22 protein-coding genes are annotated in these 24164 nt (G+C 46.5%); 13 read left to right on the top strand and 9 right to left on the bottom strand.

Annotation, left to right across the window (positions count from 1 at the left end):
• Positions 1–245: 245 nt before the first annotated feature.
• The 5 genes from pgsB to D479_RS10595 all read left to right on the top strand — a co-directional run bounded on the left by pgsB (position 246) and on the right by D479_RS10595 (position 5241).
• Positions 246–1430, top strand: a complete 1185-nt coding sequence (gene pgsB / locus D479_RS10615) for a poly-gamma-glutamate synthase PgsB (RefSeq protein WP_008636775.1) — start codon at positions 246–248, stop codon at positions 1428–1430.
• Positions 1431–1444: 14 nt separating this feature from the next.
• Positions 1445–1894, top strand: a complete 450-nt coding sequence (pgsC, locus tag D479_RS10610; protein WP_008636774.1) for a poly-gamma-glutamate biosynthesis protein PgsC — start codon at positions 1445–1447, stop codon at positions 1892–1894.
• A gap of 12 nt (positions 1895–1906) precedes the next feature.
• Complete coding sequence (locus D479_RS10605) at positions 1907–3061, top strand: CapA family protein (RefSeq protein ID WP_008636772.1); 1155 nt, start codon at positions 1907–1909, stop codon at positions 3059–3061.
• Positions 3062–3092: 31 nt separating this feature from the next.
• Complete coding sequence (locus tag D479_RS10600; protein WP_008636771.1) at positions 3093–3431, top strand: hypothetical protein; 339 nt, start codon at positions 3093–3095, stop codon at positions 3429–3431.
• 160 nt (positions 3432–3591) lie between these two features.
• The gene (locus D479_RS10595) at positions 3592–5241 is read left to right on the top strand and encodes a gamma-glutamyltransferase (protein ID WP_008636770.1); all 1650 of its coding nucleotides are present in this window, start codon (positions 3592–3594) and stop codon (positions 5239–5241) included.
• A 66-nt stretch (positions 5242–5307) separates the two neighbouring features.
• Here D479_RS10595 and D479_RS10590 read toward each other — a convergent pair whose 3' ends face one another.
• The 3 genes from D479_RS10590 to D479_RS10580 form a co-directional block, all read right to left on the bottom strand.
• Positions 5308–6639 (bottom strand): hypothetical protein, encoded by a 1332-nt coding sequence (locus tag D479_RS10590; protein ID WP_008636769.1) that lies wholly within the window; start codon positions 6637–6639, stop codon positions 5308–5310.
• Positions 6640–6774: 135 nt separating this feature from the next.
• Entirely contained in the window at positions 6775–6999 is a 225-nt protein-coding gene (locus tag D479_RS10585) for a hypothetical protein (RefSeq protein ID WP_008636768.1), read from the bottom strand.
• The gene (locus tag D479_RS10580) at positions 6999–7352 is read right to left on the bottom strand and encodes a helix-turn-helix domain-containing protein (protein ID WP_008636767.1); all 354 of its coding nucleotides are present in this window, start codon (positions 7350–7352) and stop codon (positions 6999–7001) included. Before D479_RS10580 ends, D479_RS10585 begins: the two co-directional genes overlap by 1 nt.
• 118 nt (positions 7353–7470) lie before the next feature.
• Between D479_RS10580 and D479_RS10575 the strand changes: the two genes are divergently transcribed.
• Together D479_RS10575 and D479_RS10570 are read left to right on the top strand one after the other, a co-directional pair.
• Entirely contained in the window at positions 7471–7965 is a 495-nt protein-coding gene (locus tag D479_RS10575; protein ID WP_008636756.1) for a lactoylglutathione lyase family protein, read from the top strand.
• Positions 7966–8080: 115 nt separating this feature from the next.
• Positions 8081–8518, top strand: a complete 438-nt coding sequence (locus D479_RS10570; protein ID WP_008636755.1) for an RDD family protein — start codon at positions 8081–8083, stop codon at positions 8516–8518.
• A 75-nt stretch (positions 8519–8593) separates the two neighbouring features.
• Here the strand turns inward: D479_RS10570 and D479_RS10565 are convergent, their stop codons facing one another.
• The 3 genes from D479_RS10565 to garR are packed head-to-tail and all read right to left on the bottom strand — an operon-like array spanning position 8594 to position 12337.
• Positions 8594–9943, bottom strand: coding sequence for a GntP family permease (locus D479_RS10565; RefSeq protein ID WP_008636753.1), 1350 nt, complete (start codon positions 9941–9943; stop codon positions 8594–8596).
• A 23-nt stretch (positions 9944–9966) separates the two neighbouring features.
• Positions 9967–11394 carry a four-carbon acid sugar kinase family protein gene (locus tag D479_RS10560; protein WP_008636752.1) on the bottom strand — a complete coding sequence of 476 codons (1428 nt, stop codon included), beginning with the start codon at positions 11392–11394 and terminating at the stop codon, positions 9967–9969.
• A 16-nt stretch (positions 11395–11410) separates the two neighbouring features.
• Positions 11411–12337 (bottom strand): 2-hydroxy-3-oxopropionate reductase, encoded by a 927-nt coding sequence (gene garR / locus D479_RS10555; RefSeq protein WP_277422408.1) that lies wholly within the window; start codon positions 12335–12337, stop codon positions 11411–11413.
• 161 nt (positions 12338–12498) lie between these two features.
• Between garR and D479_RS10550 the strand changes: the two genes are divergently transcribed.
• Positions 12499–13110: a GntR family transcriptional regulator gene (locus D479_RS10550; protein WP_008636750.1), complete on the top strand. Its 612-nt coding sequence runs from the start codon at positions 12499–12501 to the stop codon at positions 13108–13110.
• Between the two features lie 79 nt (positions 13111–13189).
• On the opposite strand, the gene D479_RS10545 is transcribed toward D479_RS10550, so the two are convergent.
• The gene (locus tag D479_RS10545; protein WP_008636749.1) at positions 13190–14308 is read right to left on the bottom strand and encodes a copper transporter; all 1119 of its coding nucleotides are present in this window, start codon (positions 14306–14308) and stop codon (positions 13190–13192) included.
• 6 nt (positions 14309–14314) lie between these two features.
• Entirely contained in the window at positions 14315–14884 is a 570-nt protein-coding gene (locus D479_RS10540) for a copper resistance CopC family protein (RefSeq protein WP_008636747.1), read from the bottom strand.
• A gap of 277 nt (positions 14885–15161) precedes the next feature.
• Between D479_RS10540 and D479_RS10535 the strand changes: the two genes are divergently transcribed.
• Positions 15162–17045, top strand: coding sequence for an LTA synthase family protein (locus D479_RS10535; RefSeq protein WP_008636738.1), 1884 nt, complete (start codon positions 15162–15164; stop codon positions 17043–17045).
• Between the two features lie 39 nt (positions 17046–17084).
• Here D479_RS10535 and D479_RS19920 read toward each other — a convergent pair whose 3' ends face one another.
• Complete coding sequence (locus tag D479_RS19920; RefSeq protein WP_008636735.1) at positions 17085–19589, bottom strand: cell wall-binding repeat-containing protein; 2505 nt, start codon at positions 19587–19589, stop codon at positions 17085–17087.
• A gap of 274 nt (positions 19590–19863) precedes the next feature.
• On the opposite strand from D479_RS19920, the gene D479_RS10520 reads away from it, so the two are divergent.
• The 4 genes from D479_RS10520 to glpK form a co-directional block, all read left to right on the top strand.
• Positions 19864–20799 (top strand): LCP family protein, encoded by a 936-nt coding sequence (locus D479_RS10520; RefSeq protein ID WP_008636733.1) that lies wholly within the window; start codon positions 19864–19866, stop codon positions 20797–20799.
• Positions 20800–20859: 60 nt separating this feature from the next.
• A complete protein-coding gene (locus D479_RS10515) occupies positions 20860–21744 on the top strand; it encodes a hypothetical protein (RefSeq protein WP_008636731.1) in 885 nt (294 codons plus the stop codon).
• A 492-nt stretch (positions 21745–22236) separates the two neighbouring features.
• Positions 22237–23064: an MIP/aquaporin family protein gene (locus D479_RS10510; protein WP_008636721.1), complete on the top strand. Its 828-nt coding sequence runs from the start codon at positions 22237–22239 to the stop codon at positions 23062–23064.
• A 28-nt stretch (positions 23065–23092) separates the two neighbouring features.
• A partial coding sequence (gene glpK, locus D479_RS10505) for a glycerol kinase GlpK (RefSeq protein ID WP_008636720.1) occupies positions 23093–24164 on the top strand: 1072 nt, incomplete at its 3' end.

The following is a 24164-nucleotide window of genomic DNA, read 5'->3' as shown; positions in this document are numbered from 1 at the left end:
AAAAACCACCTTCCCAATGGGAGGTGGTTTTTTTGTATGGAAAATTCGGAATATAACATTCTTTTTGAATTGTTTATTAAAATTCTAAAATATCCCTCTTTTTTAAAGGGGGTTATTATTTATTATTCGACAAATAGTTATTTTCTATGAAACAGATATTGTAGAATACTATCACTTATTCTATAATAATTGAGGTTATTGTAGAGATTAGTAAAGAATTTACACCATAGAGGAAGTGAAAAGACATGTTACTTATTCCGATCGTATTGATTTTGGTTCTTGTCATTGGTGCCCTGGAGTGGCAGCAGCACAAGAAACATATCAATGCGCTCCCGATCCGTGTCAACGTGAACGGGGTTCGCGGAAAGTCAACCGTCACCCGCCTGATCACGGGGGTCGTTAAAGAAGCAGGTTATAAAACGATTGGAAAGACGACGGGAACATCCGCCCGCATGATTTTCTGGGATACACCGGAAGAACAGCCGATCAAGCGTCGTGCGGAGGGCCCGAATATCCGTGAACAGCGGATGGTTGTTAAAGAGGCGGCAGATCGCGGTGCAGAAGCGCTGATCAGTGAGTGTATGGCGGTTAACCCTGATTATCAAGTCACATTCCAGGAGAAAATGCTGCAGGCCAATATCGGGGTTATTGTCAATGTTTTGGAGGACCACATGGATGTGCTTGGGCCGACACTGGATGAAGTGGCGGATTCCTTTACAGCGACCATTCCATACAACGGACATTTGATCGTGACAGAAAGCCCTTATCTTGATATGTTTCGTGAAACAGCACAGGAACGTAATACTAAAGTTATTGTTGCAGATGATTCAAGAATACCGGATGACTTTCTGTTGAAGTTTGAGTATATGGTGTTTCCGGAAAATGCATCGCTTGCTCTTGCCGTAGCAGAAGCCATCGGTATCGATGAAGAGACCGCTTTCCGGGGAATGTTGAATGCCCAGCCCGATCCAGGGGCAATGCGTATTCTCCCACTTGGAAACTATGAAAATCCTTCCTACTTCGTCAACGGGTTCGCGGCAAATGATGCCACTTCGACGATTAATATATGGAAACGGGTCGAGTTTCTAGGCTATCCAACTGAAAATCCGATTGTCATTATGAACTGCCGGGAGGACCGGGTCGATCGTACAGAACAGTTTGCCGAAGATGTCCTTCCATACATTCCGACAGATACACTTGTGTTGATCGGAGAAACGACGGAGCCGATTGTACAAGCCGTTGAAGAAGGAAGCATCAGGGTCGAGAACTTTATCGATCTGGAAGGAAAGTCTACGGACGAGATTATGGACGTGTTGGCTGGAATGATGAACGGCCGTGTCCTTTATGGTGTCGGTAACATCCATGGTGCAGCCGAACCGATGATTGAGCAATTACAGGAATATAAGGTTCAAAAACCACAAGTCATCTAGGAGGAAACAGATAAATGTTCGGTTCTGATTTATATATATCCCTCGTTTTGGGAATCATCTTGAGTTTAATATTTGCAGAAAAAACAGGCGTCCTGCCTGCGGGTCTTGTCGTCCCAGGATATTTGGCCCTCGTTTTTGATCAGCCAATCTTCTTGGCTGTCGTCTTTTTCCTGAGTTTGTTAACCTATGTGATCGTTACATACGGTATATCTAAATTCACTATTCTATACGGCCGTAGGAAATTCGCAGCTATGCTCAGTACGGGAATTGTGCTGAAGCTGCTGTTTGACTTTCTATATCCTGTCGTACCATTCGAAATCATGGAATTCCGTGGGATCGGGGTCATCGTACCTGGGTTGATTGCAAATACGATGCAGAAGCAGGGACTCGTCTTGACGACGGTCAGTACCCTTCTGCTCAGCGGTTTGACCTTCCTGATCATGACGGTTTATTACCTGATATAGGGTGGATGTAAAATGTCAAAAAAACTAACCTTTCAAGAAAAGTATTTAAAGACGCTGAAGCGGCAGAAAAAATCAACGAACAAACATGTCTGGATTGCCCTTCTTATCCTTACCTTGTTTATCGTCGGATTCGAATGGCTTTATTCACCGTCCGCTCCGGAAGCGGAACAGAAAGAGGGTTCTACATTCCGAGCCTCTTTCGTTGGTGACATGATGTTCGGCCGCCACGTAACGGATGTCCGGGATAAAAATGGGACGGATTACTTATTTGAGAATGTTTCCCCTTATTTCCAATCGTCTGATTATGTTACGGGAAACTTTGAAAATGCGGTAACGCTTGGAGAAGAAGATGCCTACACGGAAACAGATAAAGCGATTCTGCTCCGTTCGAATGAGGAACCGATTGAAGCTTTGAAAGCGAACAACTTCACCAATATCAATCTGGCAAATAACCACACGATGGACTACGGTGAGCAAGGCTTGCTGGATACGACAGCATCACTGAAGCAATCGGGACTCGACTATGTTGGGGCTGGGGAAGATTTAGGAGAAGCAGAAGCAATCGATTATCAGGAAATCAATGGAATGACTGTGGCAACGCTTGGCGTAACAGATGTGACGGTTCCTGGATTCCGTGCCCTTGAATTCGGAGCAGGTGTGGCTGTGTCGGACCTGGACAGCGTTCTTCCAAGGGTCAAGGAAGCCGAAGAGAATGCGGATATGGTCTTCGTCCATATCCACTGGGGAGCGGAATATGATAACGAGCCGCATCCGAGACAAGAGGAAATGGCGCATGCGATCGTCGATGCGGGAGCAGACGTAATCATCGGCCACCATCCACACGTCTTATCGCCTGTGGAAGTCTATGACGATTCCGTCATCTTTTACAGTCTGGGCAACTTCATTTTTGACCAGGGGTGGTCCCGTACAAGAGACAGTGCTCTTGTTCAATATGATTTGATGGAAGATGGGACCGGACGTTTTGAAATAAATCCGATGCGGATCCGGGAAGCGCGGCCTTCCTTGACGAAGAATCCGTACACGCAGAAGAAAATCTTCATGCAGCTGACTCGCGGTCAGCCGGACGATAACTATACAGAAGAGAACGGCAAGCTCGTCATAGAAGTAGATCATTCCGATATTCTGAAGGAACAGAAAGCGCGTTAATTTCATTTTTATCATAAGGAGCTTATAGATAATGAAACTAGTTAAATCAATCGTACCCTTTGCTTTGTTGGCTGCTGCTCTTGTTTTTATGACACAATTCAAACAGGTAGAATCTCTTTCAGCGAACGAGGAAGTGCATATTGAGACATTCCAGAAACAGCAGGAAGAAGCGGAAGCACAGCCTGTGACCAGAGGCTCTGATAATATGGAAGCTGTGTCGAATGAAGTAGAGAAAGAATACGCCATCACAAGCGACGGCAGTGTCGTCCGCGTCTATGATGAAGAAGGCCAGCAAGTCTATGAAACTTCCCTTGCCGATTGGGAAGCGAACAAAGCGGACTACTACGAAAAGTACCAGTTAGGGTCTTAATACCCAAAGCACATCGACAACGGTGTGCTTTTTTCGTCGTATTGTTCTTCCGGGAGAAATCGCTTATAATTAGGAACGTTATTTTTGCCACATAGTGTATTAAATTAATAGAAGCAGATGATAAGTCAGTGGCTATGGAAGAGGAAGGGAGCACGAATGCTTGGAGAATAAAGGTATATTCATCACCTTATTTATCGTCGTCATTTTAGGCGTCGGTTTCATTTATTACAGTCAAGGAAAATTCGATTTCCTGAAAAGTGACGAAACGGATTATGAGGTCGAGTCAACACCGGCCTTGGAAACGGCGAATGGGTACGGGGTCAGCTCCTCCCATCCACTTGCAGTCAAAGTCGGTATGGAAGTATTGGAAAACGGCGGAAATGCTGTAGATGCCGCAGTAGCGGTCAGCTACACGCTGGGGGTCGTTGAGCCGTACGGTTCCGGAATCGGCGGTGGAGGAGAGATGCTTGTCCTGCCTTCCGGAGAAGAGACACCGGTCAACTATAAGTATAAAGAAATCGCTCCCCCATCCGGAGCTAAGCCGGCAAGTAATTTTGCCATTCCTGGTGTAGTCAAAGGGATGGAGGCTGTGCATGAGGACTATGGAACGGTGGATATGGCAGAACTGATCGAGCCTGCCATCGGGTATGCGGAGAACGGATTCGCCAACGACCGCTTCATCACGGAACGTTTGACGGCCGCTTCCTACAGGATGCGTGCTTCGGATACGCCGAACTTCTTCCCGGAAGGGCGTCCGATCCAGCCGAATGAAACGCTCGTCCAGAAGGATTTGGCGGATACGCTGCGTTTGATTCAAAAGGACGGAGCAGATGCGTTTTACAATGGACCAATCGCAGATGAAATCGTTGCACATGTCGACGGTCTTAAAAAGAGTGATTTCACTTCCTATGAGATTCAAAAGGATGAAGCTGTTCACGGGAAGTTTGCCGGGTATGACGTGTATTCGGCAGCACCTCCTCTTGCAGGACCAACATTGATTCAGTCACTGCAGATGGCAGACATGCTTGATATTAAGAGTGCGCAGGGAAATGATGCGGACTTCATCCACTTAATTGGAGAAATATCGAAGCGGACGTATCATGATCGGTTGAGTGAAATAGCCGATCCCCGTTATTTTGACAATGACTTCGACAAGCTTACAGATATCGATTATGCAGAAGAGATGGCTTCGACTATTTCTATGGACCGATTGTCTGAAGATTACCAAGTCAACGATTCGGTAGCGGACGAAGAGGATGATGATAACACGACCCACTTTGTAGTTATTGATAAAGACGGAATGGTCGTTACGGCAACGCACTCACTGAGTAACTTTTTCGGGTCCGGTCAGAACGTCGCTGGTGTCTTTCTGAATGATACGATGCGGAATTTCAGCAAGAGCGAAACAGGTGCGAACAAGTATGAACCAGGGAAACACCCAAGGAGCTTTACAGCGCCGACGATACTGAGGAATGAAGATCAATTGATCGGAATCGGTACGCCGGGAGGAAAACGGATTCCAATGGTGTTGACACAAGTACTTACCAGAAACCTTGTGTATGAGGAACCGCTAGAGGATGCGGTCAAGGAACCGCGTTTCTACATCGAAGATGATGATATTTATGTCGAGAAGGAATTCGATGAGGAAACGAGGCAGAAGCTTACAGAACGTGGATACACCGTCCATTTGGAGGATTCTCCGTTCTATTACGGTGGAATCCAGGGGCTGGTCGTTGATAAGCAGAACAGCACCATGTACGGCGTCGGAGACGACCGCCGCGGTGGTGCCTGGCAGGTTAAAGAAGAGTAGGAATTGACTCTTGAAAATCCAAAAAAAGCAGGAAGCCTTAGGCTTCCTGCTTTTTTTTATCTACAATTATGCGTTTGTTTTTTTACGGGCTACGGCGAAAGCTCCACCGACTGCAAGGACAGCTGCTGCCACCCATACCCACATGGACATGGAGTTGGAAGCTGTTCCACCCATACCTGTATCAGGCATTGTTTCAGGCATTACTTCAGAAGAGAATTTGTCCGGCATTTGTGTCGCGATTGCTCCGGAAAGAGCCGTTCCGATTGTGGACATACGTTTGAACCCTTCGTCGTATGTCTGGTAAGCCATTTCGTAATCTTCATCCATATAAGAAGAAACGACGTCAAGCACATCTTGTTCGTGAGCCATCAGTACTTGTTCAGCTGTTTCAGCAGGGAGGTTGCCTTCTGTTGCTGTCTCAAGGAAAGCGCCCAGTTCTTTCGGGAAATCCTGAGTAAGGGACTGTTTCGCTGCGTCCGCTTTATCCATATCTTCGTTCATCATCGCCATACCAAGGTCTGCACTGTCTTTATACTGGGAAGCGAAGATATCAGCAAATTGTTGTGCGCCTTCCTCACCGTAAATAGAGGCAACGGCAGCTTTCATATCCATAGCGTTTTCTTCCAGTTTCTCTGTTACGATCTCTGCATCATCCGCACCTTGGGTCTGTTTCAGGCTTGTAAGTGTCTGGTAGCCGAAGTGTACACCCAGAAGCTGATTGAACGTCATGCGAAGGTCGGCAGCTGGTGTGACGGCTTTTGTATCATTGAACTTTTCAGGCATTTGCTTAACAATAGCGTCAGAAAGAGCTGTACCGATTGTGTACATGCGCTCGAAACCTTCATCAAACTGATTGTAAGCTTCTTCGTAGTTACCATTTACATAACTTGTTGCAACATCGATGACATCCTGCTCATGAGCCATCAATACTTCTGTTGCTGTTTCAGCTGGAAGGTTGCCTTCTGTAGCTGTTCCAAGGAAGGCACCGAACTCTTTCGGGAAGTCTTCTGTAAGTGCTTGAGAAGCTTCTGTCGTGTCGCCGTCTTTCAGAGCTTGTCCCAATTGAGTGCTGTCTTCATACTGGGAAGAAAGGATGTCTGCGAACTGCTTCGCGCCTTCTTCCCCGTACAGTGACTCGATTGCAGCCGTCATTTCATCGGCATTTTTCTCGAGCATTTCACGGGCAACATCAGCATCAGGAGCGTCCTGATAGGTTTTGATTGCTGTAAGTACTTGGTATTCAAAGTGAGCGGAAAGTAGACTGCTTAAGTCAGCTCTTAAATCAGCGGCCGGTGTTTGGACTGGTGTTTTCGCCTCATCCTTACTGTCTGCGAATGCGAGGGATGGAACCATAAGCATGACTGCCATCAATACGGCAAAAATTCGTTTAAACTTCATTGTTGTTTCCTCTCCTTTTTGAGTCTTATTTGTTTTCTTTCACTCAGCTATCGGAGAGGAGAGAAGCTTGGATCACTTTTTGACGAAAAAAGTTTTATTTATTTTTATTTCATTTGTACAGAGTAGCGAAAACAGTTATGTCAGCCAAGCCATCAGGCCGATGAAAGAGAAGAATCCTCCTGGAATGATATAGATGAATCCGATTGTTTTCTTGTCATCTGTCATAAACTGCCAACCGAAAGCGATAAGGATCAAACCGGCAGTGAAAAGTGTGATCTCTATCGACGTGCTTTGGTTCATTAAGGAGTATAGAAAAGCGAGTAGTGCAAAAGCGAGCAGTCCTTTCTGCCATAAACCCATTATAATTCTCCTTTCTCGTTAGATTCGGATCCATGTTCTGTTCCCCAACGGTGCATGGCTTCCAAAATAGGAAGTAGTGTTTTCCCGGAAGCCGTGATCGAGTACTCCACTTTCGGGGGGATTGTATTATAAGCAGTTCTATCGATAAATCCATCTTCTTCCAGCTCTTTCAGCTGTTGACTCAAAACTTTATGGGAGACGCCGGGAAGAAGTCTGCGGAGTGCATTGTACCGATGTGTACCATCGACGGTCAGGTGCCAGAGGATGACCGTTTTCCACTTGCCGCCTATTTTGTTCAATGTGTACTCAATTGAACATTTTAGTTTTCCGTTAGAATCCAAAGATGCATCCATTTCTTCCTTCCTTTCTTACCTGCGGGTTAGTGTCTTACAAAAAAGTGCATACTTACGCAAGGAACTTGTCCTTATTATAATGGGTTCTGAAAGAAAAAAGAAACTAGGAGGAAGTATTATGCTACCATATCCACGCTCGTTTTCTCATATAGGTCTATCCGTTCCTGATTTGGAAGAAGCAGTTAAATTTTATACAGAGGTCTTCGGCTGGTATGTCATTATGGCCCCGTCTCCTGTGAAAAATGATGATTCACCAATCGGCCAGATGTGCCGGGACGTCTTCGGGAATGATTGGGAGGAATTCCGGATCGCCCACCTGGCTACAGGAGATAAGATCGGAGTGGAGATGTTTGAATTCCCGAATAATGAAAAACCGGAGAACAACTTCGAGTATTGGAAGACCGGTATTTTTCACTTCTGTATTCAAGACCCGGATATTGAAGGCATGGTCGATAAGATCAAGGCTCATGGTGGGAAACAGCGCATGCCGATCCGGGAATATTATCCTGGAGAAAAACCGTTTAAAATGGTCTATGTGGAAGACCCATTCGGAAATATCTTTGAAATATACACCCACAGTTATGAACTGACTTATTCAGAAGGCGCTTATTAATAGAGAGGCCGGGCAGATAATCCTCCCGGCCTCTCTATTATCATGACTGGATGTCCGCCTGTCAGCTCTGGTAAAATCGTAGGGTATTGTAGAAAGAGAAAAAGGGGGAGATCCCGTGGAACGTAAACAACCAGCAGGGTTCGGATCGAGACTGCTCGCTTCGTTCCTTGATTCATTAATCCTCGTCTCTGTAATTGGACTGCTTTATTTTGCGATTACCGGGGAATTTTCAACCGATTGGGCGGACACGTTGGAGTGGCAGCTGCTCTACACCTTTTACTTAATCATCACACCGTTAATCTGGAGTGGTTATGTCCTTGGTAAGCGAATTTGTAAAATCAGGGTGCATCGTTATGAAGATGGGGGGCAGGTGAAATTATCGAATATGATTCTTCGAGAATTCGTCGGCTATTACCTGCTAAGTATCGTGAGCTTCGGAGTGACCATTATCGTCAGCATTTTCATGGTCATTTTCCGGGAAGATAAACGGGCCATCCATGATTTCATCGGAGGCACACAGGTAATTAAGGCGGAAACATCGTATGAAAACTGAGGTTTCACACGTATAAGCAAGCGGAACAGGAAAGTTAAAAAGCCCGTCGGTTCCATTGGAACGACGGGCTTTATTTTATATGCCAGGCAGGATGCCGCTGAACAGACTCAGGAGGAAGACCATAACAAGAGCACTGACCCCGGCAATAAATCCACCGAGTGTCCAGGCCTTCAGTGTATCTGGAACAGAGAGCTTGCTGAACCGATTGACCACCCAGAATCCGGAATCGTTCGGAAGGGATAACCCGACACCACCGGCACAGATCGCCAGACCGACAAGAACAGGGGAGACGCCCAGTTCTACGATCATCGGCCCCATGATGCTGGAAGTGGTGACAAGCGCAACAGTCGTGGAACCGAGGGAAGCGCGCAGAATTTGAGAAAACAGGAAGGCAAGCAAGATGACCGGGATACTCCAGCTCTGCATCGTCTGAATCAAATGATCTCCGATACCGCTTTCATTTATTACGGCACCAAATCCTCCGCCGGCTCCTGTAATAAGCAGGATGCTTCCTGATGTACTAAGCGCTTCGTTATACAACGTTTGGTTAGGTTTTTGAATGTATTTTGGCAGCACGATAATCGCAACGAGGACACTGAGGAACAACGCGACGTTTTTATCTCCGATCAGTCCGATAATGCTTGCGAATCCCGTATTCGGTACCGCTAAATTTGTAACCGTATTCAGAAGAATCAATACGATAGGAAGCAGGAGGATGGTAAACGATAAGCCGGTGCTGATCGTCGGTCCTGTTTCTTCAACGGTCGCTGCCACTTCGGCAGACGCGTCCTCATCCTGACCGGAGCGGACGCGTTTACCGATGAATGTACCGTATAAGTATCCCCCGACAAGCGTCGCAGGAATGGCGCAGATTAATCCGTATAAAATGAATAGTCCTAAATCAGCACCGGTATTTTCTGCGACAACGAGCGGGCCCGGAGTCGGGGCAATCATACTGTGGGAAACGATCAAACCGACCCCGAGAGCTGTGACAAAGGTGACGATCGAAATGCCGGTACGACGGGATAAGCTGCGGACAAGCCCGGATAGGATGACGAAAGCGGCGTCAAAGTAAACGGGAATACCAACCGTAGCTCCAGTAAGACCAAGACCTGCCGGGGACTTCTTGAGTCCAAAGACGGTCAGGATGGACTTGGCGATTTTTTCGATAGCACCGGAAGCGGCGAGGAACTGGCCGAAGATGACGCCGAGGCCGATAAGAATACCGACCCCTGCCAGTGTGTTACCGAAACCGCCGACGATAATGCCTGGAATTTCCGAAACCGGCATGCCGATGATCAGACCTGTCATCAATGCCACAGCAAGTAAGGAAAGAAACGGCTCAAGCTTGACCTTTAGAATAAGGAAGAATAGTAGAGCCAAAGAAAGGAAGAACACGAGAATCAGTAGATTTCCTGTTAGCATTAGGGTTCACCTCTTCAAAGGATTTAGTCGATCAACGCGACGACTTCTTTCAATGTATGGATTGTTCCGACGTTGCCCGGGAAAATAATATACGGGAGATGTGGGTATTTGCTTTCTTCGCTCGTCTCCCAAACAGGTACACCTGGCGCCACCTGTCCTTTGACCGTCGCCTGTTTTACACCAAGACCATTTGTCCCAACGTCGCTTGAAGTAATACCACCCTTAGCGATGATATATTTCGGAGAGCTCTTTAACTGCCGGACGATGGCTGTTACGGCTTCCGATATCTGGACGGAAAGCATCAGCTCTTTCTCTTCCTGGCCGTCCCCCAACTCCAGACGGTCCCTTCTTGTGTAAATAACAGTTGATGTTCCCTCTTCCACTTTCTCATCTGCTTCTCGTCTCACACGTTCCACTTCTTCACGGAATGCTTTTGGTTCAAGAACAAGGTGGCTGTTGAATTCGATGAAGTGAAGGCCGGAGATCGTTTTTAACTGCTCCAGCTGGTCTGTCGTCTTTTGGACATGGGAACCGACAACGACAAGGCCGCCTTGTTCAGACCGGTCATGGACGAGTTCTTCTTTCGTCAACAGAGGCTTTGAATGGATATTGCCTACAATTTTCGTAAAGGTTGCCGCCGTTCGATATAAGAATTCTTTTCCAGACTGGAGTGCCTGGATGAGAGCGATGGTAAATACTTTTACATCTGTTTCCGTCACGGCATCGACGATGACTTTGCCGAAATGATCGACCTTCATCAGTTGGTCTGTAATCGCTTCGATTTCGCCTTGGCGTATAGAAGCGAGTGTGACATGGGTAACGTCTTCAGCCTTGTAAGCACCGTCGGTCATTTCTTCCACATAGTCTCCCAGGTGACTGGCTGAGAAGCCGAACGTCCGGTCTCCGGCAAATTCCGATTCTCCAACGGGGGTCCAGCTTCCGTCGCTGACGATATAGTGAACGCCCTCCACCGTCAGCCTTCCTCCTTCCTTAAAATAAGGAAGGATTACTTCCCCATCAATCCTGCGTTCTGACCTTCGTTCCAATTCGTTTTTTAATACTTCTGTCTCTAATGGGTAGTGGCCGCGAAGTGTCGAATCTCCCCGACTGATTAGAAGATAGGGAGTGTTGTTTTCCTGTGCAATCTGCTCGACACGAGCGGCGATTCTTCTGTGGACTTCTTCCGTCTTCTTCGCACGGAAAGCACGGGAATTCGTCAAGATGAAGAAGATCTGTCCGTCTTCTTCAAACCCTTTGCGGATCGTCGCTTCCTCCCAGTCGGTAAAAACAGTAACGCCGTGTACAGTCTGCACACCAGTGGGATCATCATCAAGAACAACGATTTTGTGCTGGAAGTCTGCGTAGGCATCCTTAAATGCGTTTTCCCATTCTTCTTCGTTCTGTACAGGCAGGCTTTTGATATAAGATTCTGGATCATGTGTCTCGATCATTCTCATCATCCTTTCTTTATTTTCCTTCGAAAACTGGTGCAGCTACCTTCGTACCGGCTGTTTTCTCGTAGTACTGGATCAGTCCGCCGTGATCGTCTGATGCCTTCCCATCTGTAATTAGTTCATTAAACATGGATAGAACACGATCGGAGAGCGGCATATCCACTTCCAATTCTTTCGCTGTGTTCAATACATTCGTCAAGTCCTTTGCGTTGATATCGATTCTGCCACCGGCAACAAAATTTCGTTCGAAGATAAGCGGTGCTTTCGCATCCAGTACAGCGCTTCCTGCAAGGCCGCTTCGAATCGCTTCGTACATCTTCGGAAGGTCGATACCTGCTTTCGCAGCCAGAATGAAGGCTTCTGACATCGCGGCGATATTAACATTGACCATGACCTGATTGGCCAGTTTCGCTGTTGTACCACTGCCAACCGCTCCTACCAAAACGATGTTCGTTCCCATACATTCCAACAGCGGCAGCACTTCCTGGAAAGCTTCTTCTTCTCCGCCTGCCATAATAGCAAGGGTTCCGTCCACCGCTTTTGGCTCGCCACCACTCACTGGTGCATCCATCATCCGCAGGTGATGCGTTTTCAATTCTGCCGCTATTTTCTTCGTTTCGACCGGGGAGATCGAACTCATATCGATGACGATGGCGCCCGGTTTGGCGCCTTCCACCACGCCGTTTTCTGCGAATAAGGCGCTCTCCACATGCGCAGCTTTGGGAAGCATCGTAATGATGACATCGCTTTCATAAGCGGCATCTTTGGAACTCGTACAAGCGATGGCTCCTTGGGCGGCCAGTGCCTCTGTCGCCTTCTGGTTAAGGTCGAAAGCTTTCACTGTATGTCCATGGGCGACCAGATGACCTGCCATCGGTTTCCCCATAATTCCTAAGCCGATAAATCCTATCTTCATTGTAGAATCCCTCCGTTTTGTAATGGTATCGCTTTCATTTATTGTTCTTATTGTATAGTATATACTCTATTTTGTATACAAAAAAATAAAAAATGTACACAAATAAGTATTTGCCAACCATGTTATAATTGGAAAAAGGTGTATTAGAGGAGGGCGAAAGCTGCTGGACTATGCAGCGTACATAGATGAAAAAGAACACAGCATACGTGCAAGCATATGAATACTTAAGAGAGCAGATAGTAGACGGGGAGATCCCTGCAGGAACAAAACTGGTAGAAGATAAATACGCAAAGCTCCTCGGAATCAGCCGGACGCCGATTCGCGAAGCGTTACGCAAGCTGGAGGAGGAAGGGCTTGTAAAAGAAAAAAAAGTCGTTCAGCCGACAGAAGCAGATCTGCGTGATATCTTCCGTGTACGCATCTTATTGGAAGGCGACGCAGCCAGAACAGCGGCAACGTATATGGACAAAGAGACGCTTGCGGAACTGAAGGAAACGATCGTTGTCAGCCGCCGCGGCAATCATGAAGAGATGATGAATTCAAACAAGCGCTTCCATGATATTATCGTAGAATCGAGTAAGAACCGGTTTATGATCGAGACGATTAACCGGATGCAGTCGATTATTTACTTGTTTCGTAAAACGGTCGTCTATCATGACCGCCCGCGCTTGATTGATGAGCATGAGGAGATATATGAGGCAATCGAACGCAGGGATGCAGCAGAAGCGGAACGCCTTCTACAAATCCATCTCCAGGAAGATCTTGATTTCTTTCTGCATATATCAAAGACAAAATGAACCAGTGAGACTGGAGTAGAAAGATGTTTCTAAACAAAATAAAAAAACGAATCCTTATAAGGATTCGTTTTTTTTATATTTATTGGACACCGGTCATGACGCCGAGATAGAAGGTAATGATCATGGCGGCGCCCGCCGTTGCTGTCATGGATACAGAAGATTTTTTCACTGCTGTCACCAAGGCAAGCAGAAGAAAAAGTGTACCAAGCAGGAGCAACAGCCAGCTCATTGGACCGAAAGCAAAAGTGACATCGACGATTCCGCTTTCTTGTTTGTCGGTAAAGACCGAGTATAAGAAAGAGGCATCAGCAGCCGGTGTGCCTCCCTGACTCGGTATTCCCACCCTTCCCATGTAAGACGTCCATAAGAAGGCAATCAGAGCGAACAGACTTTCCGCCTTGGTCCATGGAAACGGATTGAATGTTTGATCTTCCCGTTTCCTCCTGAAGAGAATACCGTTAATCACAGCGAACATAATGATGGCCAAGAAAAACAGATGTTTCCAAAGCAGCCCTTGTCCATAGCTTGAGGCGAGACCGTCTTCATAGGCTTGAACAGTACCTAAGTTCGTATTCCCGTATGCATGCAGATCGATCGACATCGTAAAGAAACCGGAGACGGTTACGATGAGCAGGGCAGCGATTGCCGTCGGTGTAAACCAGCGTAAAAAAGCACTCCAGTTTTCCGTTCCTTTAGACAGCCAACTGACAATGAACAAAATCCCCAGCCAGAGGGAGACGGCAAGAAAATGAATTGTGTGAGCCATTTGCCCCTGCCAGCCTGCAAGGGAAGTGGTATGGCTGGATTGGGTGTAACTGATAATCATGGCAATGACGAGTGCGAGCGAAAGCGACACAAGGTACTTATTCTCCGCTGCCCCTTTGATTGTCCAAATCAAAAGAAGCAGCACGCCGAATAAGGTGATGAATAAAAATGATTTTCCTATGGAAAATGTAAACAGGACGTTCATGAATGCCTGCTGCCACGTGTCTACCCTGGCAAGCGTTCGGGTAACGGGCAGGATCGGCAGAAAGGCCGCAGCGATCGTAAGCATACTCGCCGTGATAATCAGCTTATTCGGTATAACCATCGGTGGTTTAGACGTTTCTGCAATCAGTAATAACAATAATCCCCCAATTAAAAGAGAGAAAGAGATATAGAGAGCGACTTCAGCTGCGAAAAGCGTAATTTCCATCATCTATTTTCACTTCTTACTAAAGGCAAGACGTCCGATTAAAACGAGAACAAGTGCAATAATGATGCCGAGAAGTACGTAAAAGAAGACGGGGAATCCTGAGTCCTCATCTGCAGTATCCTGCTCGGACTCAACGGCGGAATCTTCCTGATCTGGAGACTCTTCCTGTCCTTCATCGGATGGTGTTTCCACCGCTTCTTCTTCCACTGTTTCCGGCTCTTCGTAAGTTGTGGTGAAGGTAAATTCCTTTTCAATGATATGACCGTCTGCACCGACGATGTTCCAGTTCACCGTATAGTCACCGGCAGGAAGCGGATCATTAAGGTTTGCGGTCATCATATTATCTGCAATGTCTACAGAAGCAGGCTCCATCACTTCTCCGTTTCCGTCTGTGATGGTCAGGGTGCTCGCTTCTTCAATCTCAGTATTGAAGGTAAGTTCAATCGATTCCACAGGTTCCTCCACGGTAGAATCAGCTTCTGGATTAGAACTCTCCAGTGAGGTATGTGCTTCTACAATAGTTAAAGGCGCCATTACAAAGAATAAGAGGGCTGCCATTATAATCGTCCATTGTTTCATGGATCTCTCCCTTTCTTTTCTATTGTCCGACCGTCCCGGTGCTGCAATCATGTCGTCATTGGAATGTAATGTTGACGGCAGTGGGAAGGTGCGGCTTTTTGACGTAGTCATTTTAGTCTATAGTACACAGGATAGTCAAAACATATCAAAGAGATTCCACACAATCGTCATAGAAATGTGAACAAAATAAGAATAAGAGCGGCTTATGACCCTGTGATTATTTACAAATCGTTTACATAATCTTAACACTTCGATAGAATATTGTAGAGGTGTTTATATGAAAGATTCTATTACAAGGTTAATAAAGAGTTACTTTTTCTATTTTTCTATCATGATCGCTTTAAAGTTTATTATATTTCGATATGTACTGCTGTACGACACGAACATTTTCAGGGGGATATGGTTTGAATTCATGGTCGTGTTGACCTTAATTGCCGCCTTTGAATTGGTTCTGAAGAAAGGGAAAGTCTATGTCTACATAGTTCTGGATGTCATTCTTACCCTCCTGTTCATTTCCATGCTTGTCTATGAGCGGTATTTCGGTACCATTCCTACCTATTATGATTTGACTCAGCTTAATCAAGTAGGAAGTGTCAATGAAAGTGCGATGATGCTCTTCCGGCCGACAGACTTATTGTTCTTCGCCGACCTCGTCCTCTTCGCCATCCTTACGGTATGGACGAGAAAGTGGGGCAGAAAGACCCGCAACTACACATCGAACGTATGGATGGGCAGCCTGCTTGTTATTGGATTAATTGCTTCCATCGTCAATTTTCAGATGAGTAAGAGCGATCCGATGCTGGACAGCGCTTTGTTTGCGAAGGAGAACGGATTGTTTAATTCACAGTTTGTCCAGTTTTACCAGGACCGGGCAAACAGTGAGACGGCTCTCGCTTTCTCCGGCGCAGATCAGAACGTGACGCAGGAGATGATTGAAGAAACAAAAGGAAATGATTATGTACCAATGAGTGAGCACAATCATTTCGGTGTAGCTGAAGATCGTAACTTGATTGTGATTCAGGTGGAATCTCTGCAGAACTTCGTCATTGGAAAATCACTGAACGGTCAGGAGATAACGCCTAACATCAATAAATGGATCAAAGACAGTATGTACTTCTCCAATCTTTATCAGCAGATCGGATCTGCCAATACTGCTGATGCGGAATACTTGATGAATACATCTCTCTATCCACTGGGAAGTAAGGCTACCTCAGAGGAAATGACCGATATGAAGATTCCGTCCCTGCCGAGAATTCTTGATCAGAACGGATACCACTCCGTTACGATGCACGCGGACGAAGTCGAGTATTGGAACAGAGATGTCATGTATCCGGCCCTCGGTTTCGATGATTACTATGCAAAGGAATTCTACGGGGAGAAAGATACGGTGGGCTTTGGCCCATCCGATGGAGTTTTCTTCGAACGTTCGCTTGCTGCTTTGGACAATATTGCGGACAAAGAAGGTAAATTCTACGCGCATGCGCTGACGTTAACAAGTCATACCCCGTTTGAAATGCCGGAAGATAAGGAAGGACTTGATCTTCCTGAGGAATACGAAGGGACATTGACCGGTAACTATCTACAGTCTGTCCATTACGCGGATCAAGAGCTAGGGAAGTTCTTCCAAGGTCTGAAAGATAAAGGACTCTGGGAAAATTCCGTCATCGCCATGTATGGGGATCATTCCGGCCTTCACGGAAAACTGCTTACATCCAAAGACCAGGATTTGCTTGATGATTTCATTGGTGGCCGTTATTCACTGGCCAAGCGTTTCAACATTCCATTTGTTATCGGCGTTCCGGGAGAGGAAGAGGAGCTTTCGGGTGAAGTGGATCACCTCGGCGGTCAAATCGATATGATGCCGACCGTTTTGAATCTTCTTGGTGTGGAACCGGATACTATTTATTTCGGACATGATCTGCTTCATTATGAGAATAACCTTTTAGGTATGAGGTATTATGTACCGACAAGTTCCTTCTTTAAAAACGGCAGGTTCTACATCGCTGAAAACAGTCGTTTCGCACCACGCATTATCGATCTGGAAACAAACGAGCGTATTGAGAACCAATATGACGATCCAAAAGCATCATTTGCCAAGGAACAGCAGGACATTCTGCAGCTTCTGGAATGGTCGGATGCCTATTTTGAGTCATTGAAGTAAAGGAAGAGCCCTCTCCATTTATGGAGAGGCTCTTCCTATTTATTGATCCAAAAACTTTCTTAAATGATATCCTACCTCTTTGCTGATGGCGGCTGTACCACCCAGAATGGAGATCACCTCAGGAGAGGCGCCGTTCAAGAATGTGATGACTTCCGGTGGTATCCGGTCGTGACGTACGAGCACGATCGGTTTCAATTCCTTGGCTGCAAGGACGGAACCGGTCAACGCATCTGCGAATTGAAAGCCGGTAGCAGCATATATTCCATCAGCCTCCATACCTGTACCTTCTATAAACCTTACAGCCGTATCAAAGCGATTCTCTCCTGCATATCGGACGGGATTCGGGAGCATACGCACGACGGAATCATTCACGACACCCGTTCCGCCTATGACAATGGTTTCCTGCAAGGTATCGGTAATCTCTTTCACTTCAGGTGACAGCGTTTTTTCCTTTGTCAATAATATGGGCAGGGAATGCCTTGCAGCGTAGGGAGCGGACGCAAGGGCATCCGGGAAGTTTCGGCCGGACGAAACGACAGCACTCGTCAGTGACCTTCCCAGTAATAGCTTCAGTTCTTCAGCAATCTCTACAGAAGTTTCATAGCGGTCACCCCCTGCAACTCTTGTCACTTGGAGGCCTTGTGACCGTATTTCTTTTTCTACGTTGGCAGATACCGCGTTGATGCCTCCGATGATATAAACCGAAGATGCACCCAGTCGTCCTATTTCCCGTTTCGTTTCTGTTCCCAACCGATCAGGTCTTGTCAAAAGGATGGGAGCATCCAACTGATACGCCAGCGGAGAAGCGGAAAGAGCATCGGGAAAGTCAAATCCTGTTGCAATCAGGACGGAACCTGCTCCATCCTGCCATCCTTGTTTGGAGATCTCTACTGCTGTCTCGAATCTGTCTGTACCGCTGATTCTCTCGGCCTGTGGAAGCTCCTGATCAAGCGTAAGAGTATAGGGCTGCGCAGACCAGTTCTCATAGTAGTCATACACACCGATGTAATAGGTGCCCTCTCCAGCTTGAAACGTGAGCGTCTCGGCTATTCCTTGACCATGCTCGTCGATGTAGTCCTGCTCATAAATCGATCCGTTCATTTCCCGGTATACGACCAGGACGGGGTCGATGTGCCCGGCTGGATGGTGGAGCCTTAGTGAAGCTTGCCCTGGTGCCTCCGCGTTCCATTTATATAAGTCTCTGTCACTTGGATAATTTAACGATTCGGAAAGCGATCCGATTTGAAGGGGCCCTGTTTTACTGAGGTCCCATGCAGAGGAGTCCTCTTCTAAAGATTTTAGTCCGGTGCGAAGTGCAGCAGTGCCGTTTACTTGTCCAAATCCCAGCTGTTCATTAGATTCTCCGCGGAGCAGCTGATCGGAACTTGCCTGAAGGGCATATTCCACATCGGCAGGCTTCCAGTCTCTATGTTTGGATATCAGTAAGGCGGCTAGTCCGCTGACAATCGGTGCAGAGTAGGAAGTACCACTGCCGACTCCGTATGTGCCGTCGTAACTTGTGCTGAAAATGTCCACCCCCGGCGCAGCGACATCAATGTGGCTGCCGATATTGGAGAACGGCGCATGTCTTGGGGAGGATGAGGTCGTGTCGGTTGCGCCGACGGCAATCACCCAAGGGTAGCCGGCCGGGTAAGCAGGGACGTTGGTCTCTTCATTCCCGGAAGCGGCTACGAGTGTAATTCCAGCGTCGTAGGCTTCCAGCAGCTTTTCCTGTACGGCTGGGTCATTATAAAAGCTTCCAAAACTCATATTGATGACATCGGCATGGTTATCGACAGCGTAATCGATTCCGCGCAGGACTGCTGAAGTGTACACGCTTCGGTCATCTCCAGCTTTGATAGGAATCACTCTAATACCGGGTGCAACACCGATACCGCCTCTGCTATTGGTGTTTGCAGCAAGTATCCCTGTTACATGGGTTCCATGTCCCGCACCATCAGAACGGACGGGGCCATTCGTAAATGCATCGAACCCTGCTGTCAAACGACCCTGCAGATCCTCATGGGAAGGCAGTACTCCCGAGTCAATCACTGCCACGCTCACTTCTTTTGTGCCCTTGGTCACATCCCAGGCCTGTTCCATACCAATCTTTTTTAAATAATCCTGGTAAGAGCGGTAATAGGCATCCGAGGGCTTGTACATCGGAGTATAAATGATATTAGGGGAAGCGCTTTCCACTCCCTCCATACTTTGAATCCGGCGGAGTTCCTGATGGTAGTCAAGCTGTACAGGGATACGTAATAGGAGTAATGGATCCGCTTGGACCTCTTCATAATCAGGGAAATCTAAAGAAGTTCCGGGAGTTAGTTGGACGACTACCTGCCTGTCATGAATCGCCGTCATGGGCACTTTCTTTATACTCTGAACATATACACCCTTATGCTTTTCTCCAAGACGTATGGCTTCTATTTCTTTATCAAAGCTGTCAATCTTTCTCATTGCTTCTGCTGATATGGGAACAGCGGACATAAGTGTAAAAGACAGGATGGTTAGAATTAGGAAGCCGAGTCGATTCTTATTCAATACGATCCCCCCTGTTTTTTGAGATAATATGATTATACTTATACGTAAGACTTATGACTTATGACTTATGCTCCATTCCGTACTGCATAGGATAGATTCAGGAATATAGTCCTGTTAGGTATATACCCGGGGTAGGGATCTTAGCCGTGTTTTTGTCATTTTTTACATAATAATGACGGAGTCCCGTTCTTTTCTACTAAAAACGAATTGTATAAATATTCTACTTTTTATATAATGGGGAATAGATTGCTAGAAAAAATTGGAGTGAAAGAGAATGGGTCGTGCAAACAAGAAGAAAAAAGGATTATGGTGGAAGGTTCCCGTTATTGTTGTCGTACTATTGGCGATTACGACGGGGGTATATGCTTTCACCGTTTACAATGGTGCCAAAGCCACAGTCGATAAGAAGATGAACCAGCAGGTCGCTGCCATAGACACAAAGGTGACCAAGAAGAAAGTGAAAGCAACCGAACCTCTGAACATTCTTCTTCTCGGCGTAGATCAACGGGCGAATGACCGTGGAAGATCGGATGCACTGATGGTGCTGTCCCTTGATCCGAAGAATGACAGAAGTCAAATCGTTAGTATTCCAAGGGATTCACGAACCGAAATGGTCGGCGACTCCAAGCATAACGGCGAACTGGATAAGATTAATCACGCCTATGCTTTCGGAGGTGCAGATATGTCGATTCAAACGGTAGAGAACTTTCTAGATATCGATCTCGATTATTATGTGCGGATCAATATGGAAGGCCTCTCGGAACTGGTGGATGCTGTCGGTGGTGTCACCATTGATAATAACCTGGATTGGCAAGGTTCCAATGGTTTCCATTACAAGAAAGGGACGCTGAACCTGGATGGGGATGAAGCCCTCGGCTATGTACGCATGCGTTATGAGGATCCTAAAGGGGATTTGGGGCGGAACGAGCGGCAGCGCCAGATTATCCAGGCAGTCGTCGATAAAGGGGCAAATGTCGGTTCTGTCAATAAGATCGATGATGTTCTCGACGTCCTTGGAAACAATGTGGCGACAAACTTGGATTTCGATACGATGAAGGATCTCATGGTCAATTATAAAGATACACGCAAGGACATGACTACCTACCAAATATCCGGTTCAGGCACTAGGATCGGCGGTATATACTACATGCAGATCAGTGATCAAGAAGTTCAGAAAGCTCGTCAAAAAATCCAGGATTATAATTCATAAACGGTAAAGTTCCGCCTTCCAAGCGGAACTTTTTCATTTTGTCAAAAGGAGGCAGTTTCCATGTTGAAATTTAAGAAGGGTGCCGGCTGGATCTTGGTCATTGCATCGGTCTTCTTGGGGCTCGGTATCGTCCTTGGTGAAAATTTATCCCTGTTTAAGAAGGTACTTCCATATACAGGATTGGGACTGTTGCCGGCGTTCGCCGGTTTTTACCTGATTAGAGGGAAGGAGAAAATCCGTGTAACGCTCAGGGACATGAAAGTGTACACCTTAATCACCTTGTTCCTTCCATTACTCGCTTACATTCTGATATGGCTGCCTGCTAAGTGGAAAGGTGTTTCCCGGACGGAGCAGGACTTGGCGTTCGATGCTTCGTCTGTCGGGTGGATTTCCAACGTGCAGACTATTCTGCTAACGGGTCTTCTTATCTGTTTCTCTTACATATTTCTAAAGACCTTCAGAAGTATACGAGGGTATGTTTGGGGGCTGCTTGTTTTGTTTCTTTTCTTATACAGTGGCACGCTGCTTTCTACGATGGATGATTTTCGTGCAATAAGAGATGATGGGATCGTTCAGGTGGAATTAGGCACGAAAGAGAAGGTGTCGTGGCTGGAGGTGGAGGAAGCCCGGCTCATTCCCTTCATCGATTATCCATTGTTTACGGACGAAGAAGTGCTGAGCTGGAAGTTTGAATTCGATACGGAAGCAGGCGAAACGTACACCTTTGATTCTTTCTTTTATGAAGACAAGCAGGTGAAGGAGAGTCTGTCTGTCAAAGCGAAGGTGATGGAAGAAGGGATTCCGTTTACGATCGTGAAAATGAATGAAGACCAGTGGAATTTGCTGGAGGAGGAAGACAGGGAAGGAACTAATTTACGCAGGGATTATTATGAATTGATCGGCTACGATGCTTTTTACGGGAAGTATCTTGGAGATATAGAGTAAAAAGCTCCCTGACGACACGTTCTAAGTGAAGCACCCCGCTCTTCTGTGGTCTCACCTCTACACCCACACTCCGATATTATGAGCAGGGTATCGTTTTTCCATTCGTTTAGTGCGATGAAATGGACTGAAGTTTTAGTTGGAAAGACAATAACCTAAAGGACAAATGGATACGAAGCCTATTCCTTACACAACGTGGAACGGAAGCTTCAGACATAGGAGGATATAGAAGCGAATTTGAACCATACTAAGGAAACAACAAATCCAATGGAAATAGAGAAATAGTAATTTTTTCTAGTTCCATTTGTTCATTTAATTATGAAAATAAAGTTGACAGCGTTTACATGTGAGTGTATAGTAGGAATCAACAAGTTAAGCATGTGATGGAGACGAGGAGACTCACACTATTCGCTACTTTTTCATCAAAAAGTAAGCGCTTTAGGTGAGTCTTTTTTTAATCCATGCAGCTTGAAAACAAGATAAGGGGTGTGGCTGATGTCTGAATTCCTTGGTGAATTGATTGGTACAATGATTTTGATCATCTTCGGCGGCGGTGTCGTCGGCGGTGTTGTTTTGAAAAAGTCGAAAGCGGAAGGTGCCGGCTGGGTCGTCATTACGATCGGATGGGGGCTGGCTGTTACGATGGGGGTTTATGCGGTCGGGGGATTTACCGGCGCACACTTGAACCCGGCGGTGACGCTCGGATTTGCGGCGATCGGTGAATTTGCATGGGCGAAGGTTCCTGTTTATATTGCGGGACAAATGGTTGGTGCCTTCATCGGTGGAGTGATTGTGTTCTTGAACTACCTTCCTCACTGGAGGGAAACGGAAGATAAAGGTGCGAAGCTGGCTGTGTTCTCCACAGATCCCGCTGTACGAAGCCCTTTCTCAAACCTTGTAAGTGAAATTATCGGTACGTTCGTATTGGTTATGGGCTTGTTGTTCATTGGTGCAAACGAATTCACGGAAGGATTAAATCCGCTGATCGTCGGTGCTTTGATTATCGCGATCGGAATGTCACTGGGTGGAGCTACAGGGTATGCCATTAACCCGGCACGAGATCTTGGGCCGAGAATCGCCCACGCTCTGCTTCCAATCCCGGGCAAAGGCGGATCGGACTGGAGCTATGCATGGGTACCGATTGTCGGACCTGTTCTTGGTGGTATTTATGGGGCGGTATTTTACCGCGCAATATTCATGCAGGACTATACTGCTGTTTTCTGGGGATTGTCAGTCGTCGTAGCAGTTATTCTTATTGCGGCAGCAAGTTCTGAATTAAAGAAGAATGCATCCGTAACGAAGATTGAAGAAAAAATCAGCTGATAGAGATATAAAAAAGGAGAGGATTTTCATGGCAGAGAAGTACATTTTGTCTATTGATCAGGGGACGACGAGCTCGAGAGCAATTCTTTTTAACAAAGAAGGAAAAATTGTAGAAACAGGCCAGAAGGAATTTGAACAATTTTTCCCGAAACCAGGCTGGGTCGAACATAATGCGAATGAAATTTGGACATCCGTCCTTGCTTGTATTGCCGACGTATTACGTAAAGCAGACGTAGAGCCACAGCAGGTTGCCGGAATCGGTATTACGAACCAGCGGGAAACAGCTGTCGTATGGGACCGTCATACAGGGAAACCAATCTATAACGCAATTGTCTGGCAGTCCAGACAGACGGAAGACATTTGTAAAGAGCTGCGTGCGGCGGGTCATAATGAGTTGTTCCGTTCGAAAACAGGTCTTCTGCTCGATCCGTATTTCTCTGGTACAAAGGTGAAGTGGATTCTGGATAACGTGGAAGGTGCCCGTGAAAAAGCGGAGAACGGGGACTTGATGTTTGGTACGATCGATACGTGGCTTGTCTACCGCCTTTCCGGTGGAAAAGCGCATATCACCGACTATTCCAACGCATCACGGACGTTGATGTACAACATTTACGATCTTAAATGGGATGAAGAGCTTCTTGATATTTTAGGTGTACCTAAATCCATGCTTCCTGAAGTCAAACCATCTTCAGAAGTGTATGCGAAGACAGTGGATTACCATTTCTTCGGACAGGAGGTCCCTATTGCCGGTATCGCAGGAGATCAACAGGCGGCATTGTTCGGACAAGCCTGCTTTGAGAAAGGGATGGCTAAGAATACGTATGGAACCGGCTGCTTCATGCTTATGAATACAGGGGAAGAAGGGGTCGCTTCTGAACATGGTCTCTTGACGACACTTGCGTGGGGGATCGATGGCAAAGTCGAATATGCCTTGGAAGGAAGTATTTTTGTAGCAGGATCAGCTATCCAATGGCTGCGTGACGGTTTGAATCTCATCGATAGTGCACCGGAGTCAGAAGGATATGCGACTTCTGTCGATTCTTCCGACGGTGTATATCTTGTACCGGCATTCGTCGGTCTTGGAACACCGTACTGGGACA

The organism is Halobacillus sp. BAB-2008 (assembly GCF_000328325.1).
Classification (GTDB): domain Bacteria; phylum Bacillota; class Bacilli; order Bacillales; family Halobacillaceae; genus Halobacillus.
This window is presented reverse-complemented; position numbering and strand designations above follow the sequence as displayed.

What these genes read in the sequence shown, in the direction of transcription:
- pgsB (WP_008636775.1), top strand. Translation starts at nt 246, where the DNA reads ATGTTACTTATTCCGATCGTATTGATTTTGGTTCTTGTCATTGGTGCC.
- pgsC (WP_008636774.1), top strand. Translation starts at nt 1,445, where the DNA reads ATGTTCGGTTCTGATTTATATATATCCCTCGTTTTGGGAATCATCTTG.
- D479_RS10605 (WP_008636772.1), top strand. Translation starts at nt 1,907, where the DNA reads ATGTCAAAAAAACTAACCTTTCAAGAAAAGTATTTAAAGACGCTGAAG.
- D479_RS10600 (WP_008636771.1), top strand. Translation starts at nt 3,093, where the DNA reads ATGAAACTAGTTAAATCAATCGTACCCTTTGCTTTGTTGGCTGCTGCT.
- D479_RS10590 (WP_008636769.1), bottom strand. Translation starts at nt 6,639, where the DNA reads ATGAAGTTTAAACGAATTTTTGCCGTATTGATGGCAGTCATGCTTATG.
- D479_RS10585 (WP_008636768.1), bottom strand. Translation starts at nt 6,999, where the DNA reads ATGGGTTTATGGCAGAAAGGACTGCTCGCTTTTGCACTACTCGCTTTT.
- D479_RS10580 (WP_008636767.1), bottom strand. Translation starts at nt 7,352, where the DNA reads ATGGATGCATCTTTGGATTCTAACGGAAAACTAAAATGTTCAATTGAG.
- D479_RS10575 (WP_008636756.1), top strand. Translation starts at nt 7,471, where the DNA reads ATGCTACCATATCCACGCTCGTTTTCTCATATAGGTCTATCCGTTCCT.
- D479_RS10565 (WP_008636753.1), bottom strand. Translation starts at nt 9,943, where the DNA reads ATGCTAACAGGAAATCTACTGATTCTCGTGTTCTTCCTTTCTTTGGCT.
- D479_RS10560 (WP_008636752.1), bottom strand. Translation starts at nt 11,394, where the DNA reads ATGATCGAGACACATGATCCAGAATCTTATATCAAAAGCCTGCCTGTA.
- D479_RS10550 (WP_008636750.1), top strand. Translation starts at nt 12,499, where the DNA reads ATGAAAAAGAACACAGCATACGTGCAAGCATATGAATACTTAAGAGAG.
- D479_RS10545 (WP_008636749.1), bottom strand. Translation starts at nt 14,308, where the DNA reads ATGATGGAAATTACGCTTTTCGCAGCTGAAGTCGCTCTCTATATCTCT.
- D479_RS10540 (WP_008636747.1), bottom strand. Translation starts at nt 14,884, where the DNA reads ATGAAACAATGGACGATTATAATGGCAGCCCTCTTATTCTTTGTAATG.
- D479_RS10535 (WP_008636738.1), top strand. Translation starts at nt 15,162, where the DNA reads ATGAAAGATTCTATTACAAGGTTAATAAAGAGTTACTTTTTCTATTTT.
- D479_RS10520 (WP_008636733.1), top strand. Translation starts at nt 19,864, where the DNA reads ATGGGTCGTGCAAACAAGAAGAAAAAAGGATTATGGTGGAAGGTTCCC.
- D479_RS10515 (WP_008636731.1), top strand. Translation starts at nt 20,860, where the DNA reads ATGTTGAAATTTAAGAAGGGTGCCGGCTGGATCTTGGTCATTGCATCG.
- D479_RS10510 (WP_008636721.1), top strand. Translation starts at nt 22,237, where the DNA reads ATGTCTGAATTCCTTGGTGAATTGATTGGTACAATGATTTTGATCATC.